Raw genomic sequence first — 19660 nt, 5'->3', positions numbered from 1 at the left:
CGGGCTGACGAGCCGTCTGCCCGGGGCTGGCCGGGCTGACGAGCCGTCTGCCCGGGGCTGGCCGGGCTGACGAGCCGTCTGCCCGGGGCTGGCCGGGCTGACGAGCCGTCTGCCCGGGGCTGGCCGGCGAGGGCCGCGCGGACGGGGTTGGCCGGCGAGGGCCGGGGTTGGCCGGCGAGGGCCGCGCGGGCCGGGGCTGGCCGGCGAGGGCCGCGCGGGCCGGGCTGAGTGGGGCGAGCTTGGGCCGGGCTCGAGTGGGGGTGGTGGGGCGGGTGAGTCTGATGGGGCGGTGGGGTTGGGCGCAGGCCACCGAGGGGGCGATTGGCCATCGGTCGGGGTCGGTGGCGTGGATACGATCCGGGGCGTCTCACTACCTGCCTGAGGAGCCGATTTCACCATGTCTGAGAATCAGCCCGCCGTCGGGACCGCGCGGGTCAAGCGCGGTATGGCGGAGATGCTCAAGGGCGGCGTGATCATGGATGTCGTCACGCCGGAGCAGGCGAAGATCGCTGAGGACGCGGGGGCCGTGGCGGTCATGGCCCTGGAGCGGGTGCCCGCCGACATCCGGGCTCAGGGTGGCGTGTCGCGCATGTCCGACCCCGACATGATCGACGGGATCATCGGCGCCGTGTCGATTCCGGTCATGGCCAAGGCTCGCATCGGGCACTTCGTCGAGGCGCAGGTGCTGCAGGCGCTCGGGGTCGACTATGTCGACGAGTCCGAGGTGCTGACCCCGGCCGACTACGCCAACCACATCGACAAGTGGAACTTCACGGTGCCGTTCGTCTGCGGCGCCACCAACCTGGGTGAGGCACTGCGCCGCATCACCGAGGGCGCCGCCATGATCCGGTCGAAGGGCGAGGCCGGCACGGGCGACGTCTCCAACGCGACCACCCACATGCGCAAGATCCGGCAGGAGATCCGGCGGCTGCAGACGCTGCCCGAGGACGAGCTGTTCGTTGCGGCCAAGGAACTCCAGGCCCCGTACGAACTGGTCCGCGAGGTGGCCGAACTGGGCAAGCTGCCGGTGGTGCTGTTCACGGCGGGCGGCATCGCGACCCCGGCCGACGCGGCGATGATGATGCAGCTGGGCGCCGAGGGCGTGTTCGTCGGCTCGGGCATCTTCAAGTCGGGCAACCCGGCTCAGCGGGCGGCCGCGATCGTCAAGGCCACCACGTTCCACGACGACCCGGACGTGCTGGCCAAGGTGTCGCGCGGGCTGGGCGAGGCCATGGTCGGCATCAACGTCGAGGACGAGCCCGTGCCGCACCGCCTCTCCGAGCGCGGCTGGTAGCTCAGACCGGTTCGAGGGGGGCCGCCGGCACGCGGGCCGGGGCGGGGATTGCCGGCGGCATCGGGGGCTCCTCGATGTCGAAATACTGCGGCAGCGGGTAGCGCCGAGCCATCCGCAGAGCTCGCACCAGCAGCCGCCGGCGGGCGGTCAGAGCATCCCGTACGAGGTCGGTGTGCACCTGGCGGGCGAGCACCACCCGCCGGCTGGAGGCGACGAGCGTACGGGTGGCGGAATCCGCCCCGGAAAGCGTGATCGTCTGCAGCTGGCGGGTCAGGTCGTTCTCGGCCGACTCGCGTTCGTCGGCGCCGGCGTCGAGGGCGAGCCGCGCCGCCGCGTAGAGCTCGACGATGTCGCCCTGCTCGGCGACGACCGCCGCGGCCGCCGCCCGGCGCATCAGGTGGGCGTCGAGGGCGCGTTCGGCCGACTGCGCGCGCAGGTGGACCCGTTCGACCCGGTGGGCCGTCCAGCCGAGGTAGGCCGCGAGCAGCACGACCGCCGCGACCGCACCCAGGACCCACCACATGGCGGGAATGGTAGTGCCCGCAAGCCCGAGATTGTCATTCGGCAGAACGTGGTTCGGCCCACTCATCGTCCATGACGCGCCCGTCCGTAGCCTCTATCGCCGTTGCGTAGACCTCGAGAACACGCTGCGCGACGGACGGCCAGTCGAAGGCCGTCACCGCCGCCGACGCCGCCTCGGCCAGGGCCGCCCGCCGCGCGGGGTCGTCGAGCAGCGCGTCGAGCAGCGCACACAGCGCATCCGCGTTGCCGGTGGGGAAGAGTGCCCCGGCCTGGCCGCCGTCGAGCACCCGCCGGAACGCGTCGAGGTCGCTGGCCGCGATCGCCGTCCCGGCCGCCATCGCCTCGGTGAGGATCATGCCGAAGCTCTCGCCGCCGATGTTGGGCGCTACGTAGACATCGACACTGCGCAACATGCGAGTTTTGTCCGCTTCAGAGACCAATCCGAGAAATGTCACTCGATCGTGCAAAGAAGCCGGAATTTCGGCATAAAGGGCGGAAGATTCGCCGGGCCCCGCTACCAGCAGCCGCAAGCCGGGCCGCGAACGAGCGAGCTGGACAAAAGCCGAACGCAGAAGAGGGAAGCCCTTACGCGGCTCGGTGAAGCGCCCTAGAAAACCAAGTACACCGCCTTCTCCCGGCCACCCGTCCAGCGGCGCAGCGGAGGAGAACTTCGAGACGGCCACCCCATTAGGGATCTCCACCGCTCCCCCACCAAGGTGCTCCACCTGCACCTTGCGAGCCAGCTCACTCACCGCGATCCGCGCCGTGATCTTCTCGACGACCAGCTGCAGCATGCCTTGGGCAGCGGAAAGAGCCCGCGACCGGGTCATTGCCGTATGGAACGTGGCCACCACCGGCCCCCGCGCCGACAGCACGGCCAGCAGCGACAGGCTCAAGGTCATCGGCTCGTGCACGTGCAGCACGTCGAACTGCCCGGCCTTGAGCCACCGCCGCACCCGCGCCGTCGACACCGGCCCGAAGGCGATGCGCGCGACCGACCCGTTGTAGGGCAGCGGGACCGCCCGCCCGGCCGAGACCACGTACGGCGGGAGTTCGGCGCCCTCGTCGGCCGGGGCCAGCACGCTGACCTCGTGGCCGAGCCCGATCAGCGCCTCGGAGAGGTCCATGATGTGGTTCTGCACGCCGCCGGGCACGTCGAACGAGTAGGGCGAGACGATCCCGATCCGCATGGTCGTGACTCCCTACAGCCACAGTTTCTGCAGCATGTGCCAGTCCTGCGGGTGATCCGCGATGCCGATGGCGAAGGCGTCGGCCAGCATCTGGGTGGTGGCCTTGACCCGCACGTCGAGCGCGCCCTCGGTGGGCGGCGTGATGCGGCGCAGCACCGCGCGGGTCTGCGTCTCGGTGAAGAACAGGTCGACCGCGAACATCGGCGCCCCGGTGCGGATGGCCAGGATCGCGGGCCCGGCCGGCATCCGCGTGCGCCCGCCGAAGAACTCGACCTCGACGCCGTTGCGGGACAGGTCGCGATCGCCCAGCAGGCAGACCGCGAAGCCCTGGTCGAGCCGCTCGGCCAGCACGTCGAGCGGGGCGCGCTGACCGCCGGTGAGCGGGATGACCTCCATGCCGAGCTTTTCCCGGTACGCCACGAACTGCTCGAAGACGCCCTCGGGCTTGAGCCGCTCGGCCACCGTGACCATGCGCCAGTCGTTCGAGACCACCCAGGCGGCGGCCGCGTCCCAGTTGGCGACGTGCGGCAGGGCGAGCACGACGCCGCGGCCGTCGGTGATCGCCGATTTGAGGTCGGCGAAGTTCTCGTCGGACATGCCGAAGCCGTCGAGGAACTGCTGCCGGCTCTGGGAGGGCAGCCGGAAGGCCTCGAGCCAGTACCGCGCGTACGACCGCAGGCCGTCCCGCACGAGCAGATCGTCCATGTCGGGCTTGACCTGCCGCAGGTTGCGGCGCAGGCGCTGGGTGCCGGGGCCGTTGCTCGCGTACGCCCGATCGGCCGCGGCCGTGAAGAGCCGGCGCGCGACAGGCAGCGGCAGCGTCCGGACGACACGCCACCCGGCGGCATAGCCGAACTCGATCAGCCGGTCCTTCACGCAGGATTGTCCTTCGTGCCAACGGGAGCCGTGGGGTCGACCGGCACCGCGGCGAGCCCGGCCGGGGCCGGCGCGGGCTCGGTGCGGAACGCGTGGACCAGCCGCTGGCACACGGTGATCATGGAGAGCGCGGCCAGCACCCACAGCGCGGCCGGCAGGCCCCACTCCAGCCCGAAGCCGCCGAGCAGACCGCCGGCGCCCACGATGAGCAGCCGCTCGAGGCGCTCGGCGATGCCCACGTCGGCGTTCAGGCCGAGGCTCTGGGCCCGCGCCTTCACGTACGACACGACCTGACCGGCGGCCAGGCTGATCAGGGCCGCGACCATTCCCCCGTACGGGTTGCCCTCGGTGTGCAGGTAGTAGACGACAGCACCGAAGACCGCGGCGTCGGCGATGCGGTCCATCGACGAGTCGAGCAGGGCGCCGTACTTGCTGGAGCCGCCGCGCATGCGGGCCATCGTGCCGTCGAGCACGTCGGTCAGCGCACAGGCGGTCACGAAGAGCGTGGCGAAGACGAGGTGACCCATCGCGCCGAAGTAGGAGCCGATCAGCACGCCGACGGTGCCGGCGATGGTGACCGCATTGGGCGAAATGCCGATCCGCAGGAGAAAACGGGCGGTCGGGTTGACGCCGTACGACACGACGGCGCGCGCAGGTACTTGAACGATCTTTGCCATGGCCGTCCCACCATATCGGCCGGGGCCCCGCACCCCCGACTCCGGCGAGCGGCCTTGGCCGTATCGTCATTTCTGCGACGTTTGCCGACTACAAAGGGTTGCCCTTCGCGCACCGGCGGGTGTGGGATTCAACAACAGCGTCGTAACAGTCACGAAACGACGGGAGCGGCAGCCATGGCTCAGAAGACCTCGGAGAAGGGGCTCAACGGCGCGGCGGCGCCGGTGGTGACCGAGCCCGGCAGAGTACGCAACGTGGTGCTGGTGGGACACTCCGGCGCGGGCAAGACCACCCTGGTCGAGGCCCTGCTGGCGGCCACCGGGACGATCTCCCGGGCCGGTTCGGTGACCGAGGGCACCACGGTGTCGGATCACGACCCGGCCGCGATCCGCCAGCAGCGCTCGGTCGCGCTGGCGTGCGCGCCCCTCGTCCACCAGGACGTCAAGATCAACCTGCTCGACACCCCCGGCTACGCCGACTTCGTCGGGGAGCTGCGCGCCGGCCTGCGGGCCGCGGACGCCGCGCTCTTCGTCGTCTCGGCCGTCGACGGCGTCGACGACGCCACTGTCGCGCTGTGGGAGGAGTGTGCCTCGGTCGGCATGCCCCGGGCGGTGGCGATCACCCGGCTCGACCACCCCCGCGCCGACTACGAGGAGACCCTGGCCACGTGTCAGGAGGCGTTCGGCGAGAACGTGATGCCGATCTATCAGCCGATGCTGGGTGACGACGGCGAATCCGTCGTGGGCCTGATCGGCCTGGTCACGCTGCGGGTGCTCGACTACTCCGAGGGCTACCCGCCGCGGGAGGGCGAGGCCGAGCCGGAGCATCTGAACCCGATCGCCGACGACCGGAACGCGCTCATCGAGGGGATCATCGCCGAGAGCGAGGACGAATCCCTGATGGACCGCTATCTCGGCGGCGAGCTGATCAGCACGGCCACCCTGCTGCCGGATCTCGAGAAGGCGGTCGCGCGGGGCAATTTCTATCCGGTCATCCCGGTCTGCGCGGGCACCGGCGTCGGGCTCGACGCGCTGCTCGACGGGCTGGTCAGCGGCGCCCCGTCGCCCCTGGAGCACGAGCTGCCCGTGGTCACCGGCGTCGACGGCTCGGCCCGCCCGCCGCTGACCTGCGACCCCGCCGGCCCGCTGGTGGCCGAGGTGGTCAAGACCACGATCGACCGGCACGTGGGCCGGGTCTCGCTGGTCCGGGTCTTCTCGGGCACCCTGCGGCCGGAGCAGACCCTGCACGTCTCGGGGCACGGCATGGCCGAGCGCGGTCACCCCGACCACGACGCCGACGAGCGGGTCGCGCACATCTACTCCCCGCTCGGCGCCCAGCTGCGCGAGGTGGGCCAGTGCGTCGCGGGCGACATCTGCGCGATCACCAAGTCGGGCAGCGCCGAGACCGGCGACACGCTCAGCGGCAAGGACGTCCCGCTGCTGATGGAGCCGTGGTCGATGCCCGAGCCGCTGCTGCCGATCGCGGTCGTCGCCAAGTCGCGCTCCGACGAGGACGCCATGGCCAAAAATCTGGCCCGGCTCGTGGCCGGCGACCCGACGATGCGGCTGGAGCGCAACCCCGACACCCATCAGCTGGTGCTCTGGACCATGGGCGAGTCGCACGCCGACGTGGTGCTCGACCGGCTGCGCGCGGGCGGGGTCGAGCTCGACACCGAGCCGGTCAAGGTGGCGCTGCGCGAGACCTTCGGCTGCGGGGCCCAGGGGCACGGGCGGCACGTGAAGCAGTCCGGCGGCCACGGGCAGTACGCGGTGTGCGACATCCGGGTCGAGCCGCTGCCGCGCGGCTCCGGCTTCGAGTTCGTCGACAAGGTGGTCGGCGGGGCGGTGCCGCACAACTACATCCCCTCGGTCGAGAAGGGGGTGCGGGCCCAGCTCGACCGGGGCCTGGTGGCCGGTTATCCGGTGGTCGACCTGCGCGTGACGCTCTACGACGGCAAGGCCCACAGCGTCGACTCGTCGGACGCCGCGTTCCAGACCGCCGGGGCGCTGGCGCTGCGCGAGGCGGCCGCGGGCGGGCAGCTCACCCTGCTCGAGCCGATCGACGAGATCGTGGTGCGGGTGCCCGACACCTACGTGGGGGCGGTCATGAGCGACCTCTCCGGGCGCCGGGGCCGGCCATTGGGCAGCGAGAGCGACGGCGACGGGGCGCACAGCCTGGTGCGGGCCGAGGTGCCCGCCACCGAGCTGGTGCGATACGCGGTCGAGCTGCGCGCGCTCTCGTCGGGCGCGGGCACGTTCACCCGCACGTACGCCCGCCACGAGCCGATGCCGCCCCACCTGGCCGACACGGTGAAGAAGGAACACACCACTACAAAGTGACCGCGTTGGCCGCCTCGCGCAGCGGGGCCAGCACCTTCTCGATCACCTGCTCCTTCTTCGGGTGGAATTTGAGCGTGCGCATCCCGTAGTTGCGGAACGCGATGGCCAGCCGGCCGCCGGGCACCATGTCCTTGACCATCTTGCGGCCGAACTCCATGTTCTTGGCCACGTAGGGCCGCATCCGCTCCTCGTACGCCGCGAACGCCTCGGGAACCGGGTGCGACGCGAGCGAGTCGGCCAGCACGTACGCCCCGACCAGCGCCAGGCTGGTGCCCTGGCCCGACGAGGGGGCCGGGCAGTGCGCCGCGTCGCCGAGCAGCACGACCCGCCCGGACGACCAGCGCGGCGCCTCGACCTGGCTGAGCGAGTCGAAATAGAAGTCGTCAGCCCCTTCCATGGCCGAGAGGAATTCCCCCGTACGCCATCCGCCGCCCGCGAACGCGTCGGCGACGAGCCGCTTGCCGTCGCGCCGCTCGTGTCCCGCGGGCCCGGCGAAGATCATGCCGACGTGCATCGGCTCGGCCGGACCCCTCGCGTACGCGAAGGTCAGCCGGCCCGGCTCCGAGAACATGACCTCCTCGTGGTCGATGCCCAGGGTGTTCGGCATCGTGAAGATCGAGATGTAGCCACCCAGGTGGGCCAGCGGCTGCTCGCCGAAGGCCAGCCGCCGGGTCGCCGAATGCAGGCCGTCGGCCGCCACCACCAGGTCGTAACGCCCGGTGCGCCCGCCGGCGAAGGTGACGTCGACCGCGTCCGGACCGTCGTGCAGCTCGGCGATCGCGTCGCCGAAGACGAACGCGGCGCCCGCGGCGTCGTGCAGGATGCGGCCCAGGTCGCCCCGCATGACCTCCAGGTCGTCGTCGCGCCGGCCCATGATCAGGTCGGCCGGCAGCTCGGCGAAGCCCTTGCCGTGCCGGTTGACATAGGTGATCCGGCGCATGCCGGTGTCGGCCGCCTTGGCCTGGTCGTAGACGCCCATGCGGTGCAGCACGGTGGCGGCGGCGCCCCGCACGTCGACCTTGTAGCCACCCGAGCGCAGCGACGGCGCCCGCTCGACGACGGTGACGTCGTGACCCTGACGGGTGAGGAAGTGTGCGACTGCCGGGCCGGCCACGCCGGAACCCACCACGAGGATGTCCATGCCCCTACTATACAAACGTCTTAGACGTTTGTATAGATCCTAGGATGAGGACCCATGGGGCACCGGGAAGACCTGCTGGACGGCGCGAAGCGCGCGCTCTACGAGAAGGGGTACGCCCGCACGACGGCGCGCGACATCGTCGCCCTGTCCGGGACGAACCTCGGCTCGATCGGCTACCACTACGGCTCGACCGAGGCGCTGATGACCGCGGCGATGCTCGGCGCGATGGAGGACTGGGGCGACGAGATCGCCCGCGCGCTGGGCGCCGAGCCCGAGGGCGAGGGCGGCGACCCGGTCGTGGACTTCTGGCGGCGGGTGATTCACTCGATCACGACGCACCGCGCGCTGTGGCTGGCCAGCGTCGAGGTGATGATCCAGGCCGAGCACAACCCGCATCTGCGGGCCCAGCTGGCGGGCGGGCTGCAGGCCGGGCGCCGGGGCATGGCCGCGCTGGCCACCGGCGTCGCCGAGGATCAGCTCGACGAGCGGACCGTGCGCACGATCGGCTCGGCCCAGATGGCGCTGATGTCGGGCGTGGTCACGCAGTGGCTCACCGACCCCGGCAGCGCCCCCACGCCCGAGGAGGTCGCCGAGGGCGTACGGCTATTGAGCGGGCCACGCCTTGAGCAGTAGCCGGCGGGTCTCGTCGAGCAGCTGCGGCAGCACCTTGGTCTGACCCACCACCGACATGAAGTTCGCGTCGCCACCCCACCGCGGCACGATGTGCTGGTGCAGGTGGGCGGCGATGCCCGCGCCGGCCACGGCCCCCTGGTTCATGCCCAGGTTGAAGCCGTGCGGGCTGCTGATCGCCCGGATCACCCGCATCGCCGTACGGGTGAAGGCGGCGACCTCGACCGTCTCGGCGTCGGTGAGGTCGGTGTAGTCGGCCACGTGCCGATAGGGGCAGACCATGACGTGGCCCGGGTTGTACGGATAGAGATTGAGCACCGCGAACACGAGCTCGCCGCGCGCCACGACCAGGCTCTCGGCCTCGGGATCGCTCGGCGCCGCGCAGAACGGGCAGCCGTCGGGGCGTCCCTCGCCCGTCACGTAGTCGAGGCGGTGCGGCGTCCAGAGCCGCTCGAGGCCGTCGGGATCGCTCACAGGGGCACCCTACGTCAGCGCGGGCGCGGCCTCCGACACACCGTGCAGGTGGTAGCCGCCACCGCCGCGGCGCTTGGCCCGATACATCGCGGCGTCGGCCAGGCGCAGCAGCTCGTCCGGCCCCTCGACGTCGCTGTGCGACAGCGCGATGCCGACGCTGGCCGGGGTGCGCAGCCGCCGCGACCCGATCGGAATCACCTCGTCGAGCGACTCGACGATCCGCTCGGCCACCACGACGGCGTCCCGGGCCGAGGCCAGATCCTCGGCGATCACCACGAACTCGTCGCCGCCGAGCCGGCCGACGACGTCCTCCGCGCGCACGCACTCGTGCAGCCGGCCGGCCACCGCCTGCAGCAGCTCGTCGCCGACGTTGTGCCCGTGCCTGTCGTTGACCTGCTTGAAGCCGTTGAGGTCGAGCAGCAGCGCGCCGACCGGGCGGCCGCTGCGCCGGGCCCGGGCCAGGGCGCCGCCGAGCCGCTCGCGCAGCATCGCGCGGTTGCCCAGGCCGGTCAGCGGGTCACGCAGGGCCCGCTCGGTCAGCTCGGCGGTCAGGGCCACGCTGGCCAGCGCGAGTGCGACCTGGGTGCGCAGGGCCTGCAGGGCCTGGAAGACCTCGGCCGGCAGGTCGGCGTCGGCGCTGACCGAGAGCATGCCGAAGAACCGGTCGCCGGTCGCCAGCGGGAGCAGCGTGTAGTGGCGGTCGGTCGCCGCGTCCAGGTTGGTGTAGCCGAGCGCGGCCAGATCGGTGACGACCACGACCTCGCCGGCCCGCAGCCGCGCCACCAGGCCCGCGGTCCGATCGCCGGCCCCGACCGAGCGGCCGCGCATCGTGTCGGCGTGCGCGCCGGCCGCCTGGGTGATGTGGAAGCCGCCCGCGTCCAGGTCGACGATCGTCGCGCGGGCGCCGGGGATGTCGGCCAGCAGGGTGCCCGCCGCCTCGACGGCGAGCCGGTGCACCTCGGGCTGGTCGGTGGTGGTGATCAGCGTGGTGCCGAGCTCGCTGAGCACCTGCTCGCGAGCCACCGAGCGGCGCAGCGCGCGCAGGTCGGCGTCGCGCCCGGCCAGCATGCGGACCACCACGACCAGCACGGCGATGACGACGGCGGCCTGGGCGGCGCCGAACCACGTCTGATGCAGCACGGACCAGGCCGCGGCAACGGTCAGGCCGGCCACGGCGAAGAGATTCGTACCCCGGAGCATGCCCGCTGATTCGGCTCACCGGCGGCCGAGCTGAGCCGCTGCCGGGTAGCGAACCGGTTATTTGTGGGGCGCGAACCACCCGGGCAGCTGTTCCCGGGCGGCCAGCCAGCTCGCCGGGATCCCGTCGATTCCCGTGTACGCCGCCACGATGCCCCCGGCGATGGCACAGGTGGTGTCGACGTCGCCGCCCGCGCGCAGGCAGGCCGCGATCGCCCCCGGATAGTCGCCCAGGAACCGGTCGGCCACCCAGATCGCGAACGGCACGGTGTCGCGGGCCATCGCCCTGGTCCCGTTGCCCAGCTCGTACGCCGCCAGGCCGGGATCGGTGAGCCGGGCGCCCGCGAGCAGGCCGTCGCGGACGGGCCCGTCGGGGGTGTGCGCGGCCACGGCCCCCAGCAGCGCGGGCCGCACCCCGTCGAGCCGGCCGGCCGCCGCCACGGCCGCGGCCACCGTCACCGCCACTCCCCCGGCGATGCCCTCGGCGTGCGCATGGGTGACCTCGGCGGCCCGGGCCCCCTGGGCCGCCGCGCGGGCCGGCGAGCCGGCGTGCCAGGCGCCCAGCGGGGCGGCCCGCATGGCGGCGCCGTTGCCGGCCGAGCCCTGCCCGTCGAAGGCGGCCGCGGCGGCGATCGGCCAGGGCAGCCCCTCGCGGATCTCGCGCAGCATCACCACGGCGCCCGGGCCGTAGCCGCGGTAGGGGTCGTGATGACGGCCCAGCAGGTCGGCGAACGCGTCGCGGTCGAAGTCACCCTCCGCGAGCACGGCGACGAGGCAGCACGCCTCCTCGGTGTCGTCGGTCCACGGCCAGGGCGCGGGCGGCGGGGCGTTCGGATCGACCGGAGAGACGAAATGCTGGGCGCCCAGCGCGTCGCCGACGCTCAGGCCGGCCAGGCTCTCGCGGGCCAGCGCCTTGCGCGTATCGGGAAAAAGAGTGAACGACATCGGCATTACGGATGGTATTCCAACACTCTCGGTAATCGAAGGGTGTCCCTGCATCACCGGTTAGGCCCTGGTGGCCAGTCGCAGTACCTTCTTCGCATGGCCACGGTGTTGCTCGTCGAGGACGATCACGTCGTGCGCGGTGCCATGCTCCGATCGCTCGCCGACCGGGGGCATGCCGTGCACGCCGTCGGCACGGCGCTGGACGCGCTCCGGCGGGTCGCCGCCGAGACGCCCGACCTCGTCGTGCTCGACCTCGGTCTGCCCGACCTGGACGGTTCCGATGCCCTGCGCATGCTGCGCGGCATCACGGACGTGCCGATCATCATCGCCACCGCCCGCGACGACGAACAGACCGTCGTGCGGTTGCTGCGGGCCGGCGCCGACGACTACATGGTCAAGCCGTTCACCGGCGCCCACCTCGACGCGCGCATCGGCACGGTGCTGCGGCGCGTGGGCCGGGCCAGCCGCACCGCCCAGCCCGCCGTGCACGAGGTCGGCGAGCTGCGGGTCGACATCGGCGAGCGCAGCGCCACCCTGGCCGAGCAGCCCCTGGCGCTCACCCGCAAGGAGTTCGACCTGCTGGCCTATCTGGCCGCCCGCCCGGGCCGGGTGGTTTCCCGTCGTGAGCTGTTGGAGGAGGTATGGCGACAGCCATCGGTCGGCGAGGACCAGACGATCGACGTCCATCTGTACTGGCTGCGCCGGAAACTGGGCGAGTCCGCGGCGAAGCCTCGCTACCTGCGCACCGTGCGGGGGGTCGGATTCCGGTTGGTGGCGCCGGACTGAGGGGCCGCCTGGCCTACATCACCGCCGCGACCACCGCCGTCGCCGCCCTCGCCTTCCTGATCCCGCTCGGCTGGGAGCTGCGCAACGACCACCGCGAACAGGCGATGAGCGCCGCCGAGCGGCAGAGCGCCAAGGTCGTCGGCGCGCTCTCGGCCGGGGCCGGGGCCAAGGGGCTGGCCGCCGCGATGGCCGGCAGCGGGGGCCGGGTCAAGGTCTACGCCCCCGGCGCGACGACCGGCGGCCGCGCCCCCGCGGACGAGGTCCGGCAGGCCGCGAGCAGCGGTTCCACCGTGACCCAGGAGGTCGACGGCGGCGTCGTGCGCCTCGAGCCGGTGACGGCCGGCACCCGTACGTCGGTGGTCGAGGTCTTCGTGCCCGACAGCGAGCTCAGCGCGGGCACCGCCGGCGACTGGTGGTTGCTGCTCGGCATCGCGCTGGCCCTGATCGCGGGCAGCGTCGTCGTGGTCGACCGGCTGGCCCGGGGCGCGGTCAACTCGGCGCGCAACCTGGTGCAGGTCGCGATGGCGGTCGGCGGCGGCGATCTCGGCGTGCGCATCCAGCCCTCCGGCCCGCGCGAGCTGGCCGAGGCCGGTTACGCGTTCAACCGGATGGCCGACCGGCTGGTGACCTCGCGCACCAACGAGCGCGAGCTGATCGCCGACCTGTCGCACCGGCTGCGCACCCCGCTGACCGCCCTGCGGCTGGACGCCGAGGCCCTCGACCCGGACGACACCCAGATCATCAGCCTGAGCCCCGACGAGATCGACCGGCGGCGCGGCATCCGGCGCATCCGGCAGGCCATCGTCACCCTCGAGGGCGAGGTCAACCAGCTCATCAACACGACCCGCAAGGCGGTCGCGGCCCAGGTGGCGGCCGCGCCCGAGACCGGGGTGTGCGACGTCAGCGAGGTCGTGCGCGAGCGGATGACGTTCTGGTCGGCGCTGGCCGGCGACCAGAACCGCAACTACCGCGTGGCGGGGGCAAGTGTTCGCATTCCCGTACCCGTGGCGAGGGCCGAACTGGCTGCCGCGCTCGACGCGATTCTGGGTAATGTGTTCCGCTACACCCCCCAGGGAACGGCATTCGAGGTGGGCATCTCACGGCGTGACGGATGGGTCGCCGTGCGTGTCGACGACGCCGGTCCCGGCATCCCCGATCCGGAGAACGCGATGCAACGTGGCCAGAGCAACCAGGGTTCGACCGGCCTGGGGCTCGACATCGCCCGCCGTGCGGCCCAGTCCGCCGGCGGCTCGGTCAGCCTCGACCGCGCGGCCATGGGCGGCGCGAGCGTGGTCATGCTGTTCTCCGACGCCGAGGCGACGCCCAAGCAGGCCAGCCGTTTCGGTCTGGTCGGCCGGCTGGCCCGCGAGCGCGGCGGCCGGCCTGCCCGGTCCGAGTGAAGCGGGCCAAGTTCTTGCTTAGATCTGTATTAAAGGCGTTCCGCCGGGCGGGCCGGGCTGGCAAGGTTCCCCCCGATCCCATCCGGTCTCCCGGTTCGTCGCCCGCACCCGCGAGCCGGCGAGGCCCCCGCGCGGTGAGGGGTGGTAACCCCATGACCACCTCCCACCGCGCGCCCGCACAGCAGTCCCCAGCCCGACGAGGAGTGGTTTTGCCCGCGCACCGCCCACCGGTCTTGCGTGGTCACCGCCGGGCCGTCTCCCGGCGGCCCCACCGGCTGGTGCCGGTCGCCCTGGGCCTGGCCCTGCTGGGCATCGGCGGGGTCGTCGGCCCGAGCGTGGTCGACAACGTCGCCGGCAGCAACGGCTCGCGCAACTTCGCCCTCACCGCCCTGCCGGCCGATCGGCCCGACCGGGGCCTGGTCTACGAGGGGCTCAAGCCGGCCAAGGCCGGGTCGCTCTGCGCCGGCTCGTACGAATTGGACAAGCAGACCTGCACGCACGGCCCCGACGAGGCGCCGGCCGGGCTCAAGGTGCGCACCGCCGTCACCCCGGTGACCGCGAAGGCCCCCGAGCCCAAGGACCCCGTACGGGAATCCGCCGCGGCCACGCCGACCGACGCCGAGATCGCTCGCGACGAGGGCGGCAGCGCGCTCACCGCCGACGCCCCGGCCCTGGTGCCCGACGCGGCCCCGGGCGACGCCGACTTCATCATGGGCGCGCACGACGTGGCCTGCGAGGGCGACGGGCGCAGCGGCAAGCGGGTCCAGGTGCTCTACCTCCACGAGTACGGCACCCCGAGCCGCTACGGCGAGTTCGTGGGCTCGATCCGCAACTGGTCGGCCGGCGTCGACCAGATCTACGACGAGAGCGCGGCCGAGACCGGCGGCTCGCGGCACGTGCGCTTCGTGACCACCCCGCAGTGCCGGGTCGACGTGTCCGAGGTGCAGCTGCCGACGGGCGCCCTGGCCTCGTTCGCCGGCAACATCGCCGCGCTGGACAAGCTGGGTTACAACCGCACCGACCGCAAATACCTGATCTTCGCGGACGCCACTGTCTACTGCGGCATCGCGACCTACGTGGCCGACCGGCGGCCGGGCCTGGGCAACCGCAACAACGGCGGCCCGTCGTACGGGCGGGTCGACTCGGGCTGCTGGAGCTCGGCCATGGCCGCCCACGAGCTGACCCACACGCTGGGCGCGACGCTGATCGACTCGCCCAACTCGAGCGGGGCGGGCGGCTGCCTCGACGAGTACGACCTGCTCTGCGGCCCCGACCGCTCGGGCAAGCAGGTGCGCACGGTCTGCCCCAAGAAGAACGAGATGCGGCTCGACTGCGGCAAGGACGACTACTTCAACACCAACCCGAAGCCGGGCAGCTATCTCGACGAGAACTGGAACATCGCGCGCAGCGAGTTCCTGCTCCGCAGCGACGGCGGCGACGACATCCCCGACGCCATCGGGGCGCCGCAGCCGGTCGAGACGCCCAGCGTCACCCCCAGCGCGCCCGCACCCACCCCGACCGCCCAGCCCACCCCGACGGCGACCGAGCCGGGCGAGGCCGACGGCGGCGGGGACGCCCCGCCGTCGCCCACCGCGACGCCGAGCGAGTCGGTGCCGGCCACCGAGCCCACCGACCCGGTCGAGACGCCGGGCGGCGACGCCGGCGTGCCGTCGGTGCCGGTCGCGGCGACCACCGCGCCCCCGACCGAGCCGGCCAACGGCGTGCAGTCCGAGCCGGTGCAGGCGGTCGTCGAGGTGCGCGACGCGACCAGCGGCTCGGTGCGGCTCAACTGGAGCGCGGCGTCGGCCCGGGCGACCTATCAGGTGTGGGTCGACAACCAGCCGGTGGCGACGACCAAGGCGACCCGGGCCCGGCTCATCGGCCTCAAGCCCGGCGCGAGATATCAGGTGACTGTGAAGTCCGGCCCGAAATACACGGCGCGGGCGACGGCCGAGACCGCCCCGGCCGCCCGGCCCGCCGAGAATTCGTGGTTCACGCTGACCAACGCGCTGACCGGCGGCGCGGCCAACCTCTACGCGGCCCGCACGACGACCGGCACGCCGATCACGATGAGCGCGGCCGACGACGACGCCCAGCAGCAGTGGCAGCTGGTGCCGGCCGGCAACAAGACGTACTCGCTGGTCTCGCGGGCGTCCGGCAAGTGTGTCGGCCCGCTCGGCGGCGAGGTGGTCGCGGGCGCCCCGCTCGTGCAGACCGATTGCGACAACAGCGCGGCGAAGTGGAGCCTGCAGGCCTCGCCCTACGGCTTCACGCTGCGCACCACGGACGGCGGCCTCGCGGCCGGCGTCGGCGACCAGCGGTACGGCGCCCACCGGGTGCTCGTGCTGCAGGCCGGCAACGACCAGCGGTATCAGAGCTGGACGGCGGTACCCGACTAGGCGGGAGGCAAGGCTGTGCGCGACACCCTGGAACGGCGGTCGACCGAGCCCGAGGAGGGCCCGGCCAGATTCAACAAACGGCGTTTGGTGCGCTGGATCGCGGTGCTGACGATCGGCATCGTCGTCGTGCTCGCGATCTGGCAGGACCCGCTCTACGCGCTGCGGCTCGAGTAGGCGTCGATCTCGGCGAGCAGGGCGGACTTGCCGGCCGGCTCGAGGAAGCTGTGCTCGACGGCCGCCTTGGCCAGCCCGGCGACCCCGTGCTGGTCGAGGTCGAGCAGCCGCGCGGCCACGGCGTACTCCTCCTCGAGGGTGGTGCCGAACATCGGCGGGTCGTCGGAGCTGATGCTCACCGGCACACCCGCGCCGACCAGCGTGGCCAGCGGGTGCTCGTCGATCGTGGCGACCGCGCGGGTGCGCACGTTCGAGGTCGGGCAGACCTCGAGCGGGATCCGGTGCTCGGCCAGGTGGGCCATCAGCTCCGGGTCCTGCGCGGCCGCGATCCCGTGCCCGATGCGCTCCGCACCCAGCTCCCGTACGGCGTCCCACACGGTCTGCGGGCCGGTGGTCTCGCCGGCGTGCGGCACGCTGCGCAACCCGGCCGCGCGGGCCTGGTCGAAATACGGCTTGAACTGCGGCCGCGGCACGCCGATCTCGGGGCCGCCCAGCCCGAAACTGATCAGGCCGTCGGGCCGCTCCTCGAGGGCGATCCGCAGGGTCTCCTCGGCCGCGGGCAGGCCGGCCTCGCCCGGGATGTCGAAGCACCAGCGCAGATCGATGCCGAACTCGGCGGCGGCCCCGCGCCGGGCGTCCTCGATCGCCTCGCAGAACGCCTTGGCCGGGATGCCCCGCTTGACGCTGGAGTACGGCGTGACGGTCAGCTCGGCGTACCGGACCTGCTGACGGGCCAGCTCGCGGGCCACCTCGAAGGTCAGCACGCGGACGTCCTCGTCGTCGCGGATCAGGTCGACCACGGTCAGGTAGACGTCGACGAAGTGGGCGAAGTCGCGGAACGCGAAGTAGTCGGCGAGCGCGGCCGGGTCGGCCGGCACCGGGGAGGCGCCCTCGTGCCGGGCGGCCAGCTCGGCCACGATGCGCGGCGAGGCCGACCCCACGTGGTGCACGTGCAGCTCGGCCTTGGGCAGGCCGGCGATGAACGAGGTCAGCTCGGTCACCTCAGGGTTCCCTTCTAGCGGGCGGTCCGGGCCACCACGAAGATGCGGCGGAACGGGAACGCGACGTACGGGCCGGTCGCCGGGTAGGCGCCGGACAGCTCCCGGGCCAGGTCGGTCCGGAAGGACTGCCAAGCATTGTCGTCCAGGGCGGCCTTGACGGGACGCAACGCCGTGCCCTCCATCCAGCGCAGCACGGGATGCTCGCCGGAAACGGGCAGCAGGTGCAGGTAGGTGGCCTCCCACGCGTCCACGTCGGCGCCGGCCTCCGTCAGCAGGGCGGCGTAGCCGGCCGGCTCGCCGACCGGGGCCTCGCGCAGCACGTCGCTCACGCCGTAGCGCCGGCCGACCTCGCGCAGCAGCACGTGCGAGGGCGCCCCGAAGTTGCCCGGCACCTGCATGGCCAGCCACGCGCCGGGGGTCAGCTCGCGGGCCCAGCGGGCGAGCAGATCGCGATGCTCGGGCACCCACTGCAGGGTCGCGTTGGTGATCAGCACGTCGACGTCGGGCTCGGGCCGCCACTCGCGCACGTCACCGACCCGGAACTCGGCCGGGCCGCCGTGCGCGACCGCCTTCTCGATCATCTCGGGCGAGGAGTCGACGCCGGTCAGGCGGGCCCCGGGCCAGCGCTCGGCCAGCGTCAGGGTGAGCTCGCCGGGGCCGCAGCCGAGGTCGGTGACGGCACGTGGCCGCTCGGCGCCGACGCGAGCGGCCAGATCGAAGAACGGGCGCGAGCGCTCGGTGCCGAAGCGCCGGTAGACGGCCGGATCCCACATGATCATCCCTCCCAAACCGTACGTACGTCTTGCAAGCACGATAACATCGGAAGAGTAGGGTTCGATCCCGTGGAGAATCGTAAATTCGGCAGGTTGGGCCGCTCGGTCGGCGTCGTGGGACTGGGCGCCTGGCAGCTCGGTGCCGACTGGGGTGACGTGAGCGAGGCCGACGCGCACGCGACCCTGCAGGCCGCGGTGGACGGCGGGGTCACCTTCATCGACACCGCCGACGTCTACGGCGACGGCCGCAGCGAGCAGATCATCGGCTCCTTCATCAAAACTCAGCTTTCTGAATCGAAACCTCAGCTCACCGTGGCCACCAAGATGGGCCGCCGGATGGCGCAGGAGCCCGGCAACTACACGCTCGACAACTTCCGCGCGTGGACCGACCGCTCCCGGGCCAACCTCGGCGTCGACACGCTCGACCTGGTGCAGCTGCACTGCCCGCCCACCCCGGTCTTCTCGTCCGACGCGGTCTACGACGCGCTCGACACCCTCGTCGAGGAGAAGCGCATCCGCTCGTACGGCGTGAGCGTCGAGAAGGTCGACGAGGCGCTGGCCGCGATCGCCCGCCCGGGCACCGCGAGCGTGCAGATCATCCTCAACGCGTTCCGGCTCAAGCCGCTCGAGCGGGTGCTGCCGGCCGCGGCCGAGGCGGGCGTGGGCATCATCGCGCGCGTGCCCCTGGCCAGCGGCCTGCTCTCCGGCCGCTACGACGAGCAGACCACGTTCGCGGCCGACGACCACCGCAACTTCAACCGGCACGGCGAGGCGTTCGACGTCGGCGAGACCTTCTCGGGCGTGCCCTTCGAGACCGGGCTCGAGGCCGTCCGGCGGCTGCGGCCGCTGGTGCCCGAGGCCCTCACGATGGCCCAGTTCGCGCTGCGCTGGGTGCTCGACCAGACCGGCGTCACGGTGGTCATCCCCGGCGCCCGCAATCCCGAGCAGGCCCGCGGAAATGCCGCGGTGGCCGGCCTGGAGCCGCTGACCGATGCGGCGAAGACGGGCGTTCGCGAGGTCTATGACGAGCTCATTCGCCCGCAGGTGCATGACAAATGGTGAACGAACCGGCAATGACCCACAAAAAGCTTAATGGCTGGCTTCCCATGGCCCTCGGCGTGCTGGCCGTGGTGGTGGGTGCTCTGTGGACACTGCAGGGTTTCGACATTCTCACCGACAGCCGGATGAGCGATGTGACCATATGGTCGATCATCGGTCCGATCGTTTCCCTCGGCGGACTGATTTTGATCATTCTGGGCGAGCGCACGAGATCCCGCGCGAAACGGGCCGAGGCGGCCGCGGCCTAGGTCCAAGACAAAACCCCCGCATCCTCGTCGAGGATGCGGGGGTTTCTGCGCTAGAGCCGATCTCCGCCAGGCGATCGGCGGCCGGTCTCGCGACCGGCATGGGGTTCTCAGAGCGGGCGAACCTGCTCCGCCTGCGGGCCCTTCTGGCCCTGGGCGATCTCGAACTCGACCCGCTGGTTCTCTTCCAGAGTGCGGTAACCGCTCGTCTGGATGGCCGAGAAGTGGACGAACACGTCAGCACCCCCGCCGTCGACGGTGATGAAGCCGAAGCCCTTGTCTGCGTTGAACCACTTCACGGTTCCTTGCGCCATGCTGAACTCTCCTTCTGAAAATGCCGGCCCCGCGATGCCCCGGGCCGATGACCGTTTTCGAGCAGCGGCGCCGTGAGGCGGCCTTTCAGAGGACGTCCCATCCGCTCGACTCCGAGGCCCCGGTGGATGACCGGCTTCCCTTCATCGGGCGGAAGCAGCGAACCACGTACGCAAAAACTGGGCACACTGTACCCGAGAATCGGGTCACAAAGCTGCCCCTAGAGAG

General features: G+C 72.1%; 20 protein-coding genes. 9 read left to right on the top strand and 11 right to left on the bottom strand.

Annotated elements, in window-relative coordinates; all coding sequences use genetic code 11:
* Nucleotides 1-397 precede the first annotated feature (397 nt).
* Nucleotides 398-1294 carry a pyridoxal 5'-phosphate synthase lyase subunit PdxS gene (pdxS, locus tag JKJ07_RS47720; RefSeq protein WP_203078535.1) on the top strand — a complete coding sequence of 299 codons (897 nt, stop codon included), beginning with the start codon at nucleotides 398-400 and terminating at the stop codon, nucleotides 1292-1294.
* A 1-nt stretch (nucleotide 1295) separates the two neighbouring features.
* Here pdxS and JKJ07_RS47715 read toward each other — a convergent pair whose 3' ends face one another.
* Genes JKJ07_RS47715 through pgsA form a run of 4 tightly spaced genes read right to left on the bottom strand, consistent with a single transcriptional unit; the run spans nucleotide 1296 to nucleotide 4559 of the window.
* Entirely contained in the window at nucleotides 1296-1826 is a 531-nt protein-coding gene (locus JKJ07_RS47715; protein WP_203078543.1) for a hypothetical protein, read from the bottom strand.
* 25 nt (nucleotides 1827-1851) lie between these two features.
* Nucleotides 1852-3006, bottom strand: coding sequence for a glycosyltransferase family 4 protein (locus JKJ07_RS47710; protein WP_203078534.1), 1155 nt, complete (start codon nucleotides 3004-3006; stop codon nucleotides 1852-1854).
* 12 nt (nucleotides 3007-3018) lie between these two features.
* Complete coding sequence (locus JKJ07_RS47705; RefSeq protein ID WP_203078533.1) at nucleotides 3019-3882, bottom strand: phosphatidylinositol mannoside acyltransferase; 864 nt, start codon at nucleotides 3880-3882, stop codon at nucleotides 3019-3021.
* Nucleotides 3879-4559 (bottom strand): phosphatidylinositol phosphate synthase, encoded by a 681-nt coding sequence (gene pgsA / locus JKJ07_RS47700; RefSeq protein ID WP_203078532.1) that lies wholly within the window; start codon nucleotides 4557-4559, stop codon nucleotides 3879-3881. Before pgsA ends, JKJ07_RS47705 begins: the two co-directional genes overlap by 4 nt.
* 174 nt (nucleotides 4560-4733) lie before the next feature.
* Between pgsA and JKJ07_RS47695 the strand changes: the two genes are divergently transcribed.
* Nucleotides 4734-6896 carry an elongation factor G-like protein EF-G2 gene (locus JKJ07_RS47695; RefSeq protein WP_203078531.1) on the top strand — a complete coding sequence of 721 codons (2163 nt, stop codon included), beginning with the start codon at nucleotides 4734-4736 and terminating at the stop codon, nucleotides 6894-6896.
* Here JKJ07_RS47695 and JKJ07_RS47690 read toward each other — a convergent pair.
* On the bottom strand, nucleotides 6886-8037 hold the full coding sequence (locus JKJ07_RS47690) for an FAD-dependent oxidoreductase (protein WP_203078530.1): 1152 nt from the start codon (nucleotides 8035-8037) through the stop codon (nucleotides 6886-6888). The two genes, JKJ07_RS47695 and JKJ07_RS47690, sit on opposite strands and share 11 nt — an antisense overlap.
* A 54-nt stretch (nucleotides 8038-8091) precedes the next feature.
* Here JKJ07_RS47690 and JKJ07_RS47685 point away from each other — a divergent pair, with 54 nt between their 5' ends.
* Nucleotides 8092-8670, top strand: a complete 579-nt coding sequence (locus JKJ07_RS47685; RefSeq protein ID WP_203078529.1) for a TetR/AcrR family transcriptional regulator — start codon at nucleotides 8092-8094, stop codon at nucleotides 8668-8670.
* Here the strand turns inward: JKJ07_RS47685 and JKJ07_RS47680 are convergent.
* Genes JKJ07_RS47680 through JKJ07_RS47670 form a run of 3 tightly spaced genes read right to left on the bottom strand, consistent with a single transcriptional unit; the run spans nucleotide 8641 to nucleotide 11283 of the window.
* Nucleotides 8641-9141: an HIT family protein gene (locus JKJ07_RS47680; RefSeq protein ID WP_203078528.1), complete on the bottom strand. Its 501-nt coding sequence runs from the start codon at nucleotides 9139-9141 to the stop codon at nucleotides 8641-8643. The two genes, JKJ07_RS47685 and JKJ07_RS47680, sit on opposite strands and share 30 nt — an antisense overlap.
* A gap of 9 nt (nucleotides 9142-9150) precedes the next feature.
* Nucleotides 9151-10341, bottom strand: a complete 1191-nt coding sequence (locus JKJ07_RS47675; RefSeq protein WP_203078527.1) for a sensor domain-containing diguanylate cyclase — start codon at nucleotides 10339-10341, stop codon at nucleotides 9151-9153.
* Between the two features lie 57 nt (nucleotides 10342-10398).
* Entirely contained in the window at nucleotides 10399-11283 is an 885-nt protein-coding gene (locus JKJ07_RS47670; protein WP_203078526.1) for an ADP-ribosylglycohydrolase family protein, read from the bottom strand.
* 96 nt (nucleotides 11284-11379) lie between these two features.
* Here JKJ07_RS47670 and JKJ07_RS47665 point away from each other — a divergent pair, with 96 nt between their 5' ends.
* The 4 genes from JKJ07_RS47665 to JKJ07_RS47650 all read left to right on the top strand — a co-directional run bounded on the left by JKJ07_RS47665 (nucleotide 11380) and on the right by JKJ07_RS47650 (nucleotide 16042).
* Complete coding sequence (locus JKJ07_RS47665; protein WP_184956272.1) at nucleotides 11380-12069, top strand: response regulator transcription factor; 690 nt, start codon at nucleotides 11380-11382, stop codon at nucleotides 12067-12069.
* Between the two features lie 104 nt (nucleotides 12070-12173).
* The gene (locus JKJ07_RS47660) at nucleotides 12174-13469 is read left to right on the top strand and encodes a HAMP domain-containing sensor histidine kinase (RefSeq protein ID WP_236031463.1); all 1296 of its coding nucleotides are present in this window, start codon (nucleotides 12174-12176) and stop codon (nucleotides 13467-13469) included.
* A 209-nt stretch (nucleotides 13470-13678) separates the two neighbouring features.
* A complete protein-coding gene (locus JKJ07_RS47655; RefSeq protein ID WP_236031461.1) occupies nucleotides 13679-15868 on the top strand; it encodes an RICIN domain-containing protein in 2190 nt (729 codons plus the stop codon).
* Between the two features lie 15 nt (nucleotides 15869-15883).
* Nucleotides 15884-16042, top strand: coding sequence for a hypothetical protein (locus JKJ07_RS47650; RefSeq protein ID WP_203078524.1), 159 nt, complete (start codon nucleotides 15884-15886; stop codon nucleotides 16040-16042).
* Here the strand turns inward: JKJ07_RS47650 and JKJ07_RS47645 are convergent.
* Together JKJ07_RS47645 and JKJ07_RS47640 are read right to left on the bottom strand one after the other, a co-directional pair.
* Nucleotides 16021-17043 (bottom strand): adenosine deaminase, encoded by a 1023-nt coding sequence (locus tag JKJ07_RS47645; RefSeq protein ID WP_203078523.1) that lies wholly within the window; start codon nucleotides 17041-17043, stop codon nucleotides 16021-16023. The genes JKJ07_RS47650 and JKJ07_RS47645 overlap by 22 nt on opposite strands.
* Before the next feature lie 14 nt (nucleotides 17044-17057).
* A complete protein-coding gene (locus JKJ07_RS47640; RefSeq protein WP_203078541.1) occupies nucleotides 17058-17816 on the bottom strand; it encodes a trans-aconitate 2-methyltransferase in 759 nt (252 codons plus the stop codon).
* 69 nt (nucleotides 17817-17885) lie between these two features.
* Between JKJ07_RS47640 and JKJ07_RS47635 the strand changes: the two genes are divergently transcribed.
* The gene (locus JKJ07_RS47635) at nucleotides 17886-18878 is read left to right on the top strand and encodes an aldo/keto reductase (protein WP_203078522.1); all 993 of its coding nucleotides are present in this window, start codon (nucleotides 17886-17888) and stop codon (nucleotides 18876-18878) included.
* Complete coding sequence (locus JKJ07_RS47630; protein WP_203078521.1) at nucleotides 18872-19123, top strand: hypothetical protein; 252 nt, start codon at nucleotides 18872-18874, stop codon at nucleotides 19121-19123. Before JKJ07_RS47635 ends, JKJ07_RS47630 begins: the two co-directional genes overlap by 7 nt.
* A gap of 107 nt (nucleotides 19124-19230) precedes the next feature.
* Here the strand turns inward: JKJ07_RS47630 and JKJ07_RS47625 are convergent, their stop codons facing one another.
* Entirely contained in the window at nucleotides 19231-19434 is a 204-nt protein-coding gene (locus JKJ07_RS47625; RefSeq protein ID WP_011905669.1) for a cold-shock protein, read from the bottom strand.
* Nucleotides 19435-19660: the final 226 nt, after the last annotated feature.

Origin of the sequence: Paractinoplanes lichenicola, from assembly GCF_016785085.1 — a bacterium.
In the GTDB taxonomy this organism is placed as follows: Bacteria; Actinomycetota; Actinomycetes; order Mycobacteriales; family Micromonosporaceae; genus Actinoplanes; species Actinoplanes lichenicola.
Note: the sequence above shows the minus strand (reverse complement) of the source record. Positions and strands in the feature narration are given on the sequence as shown.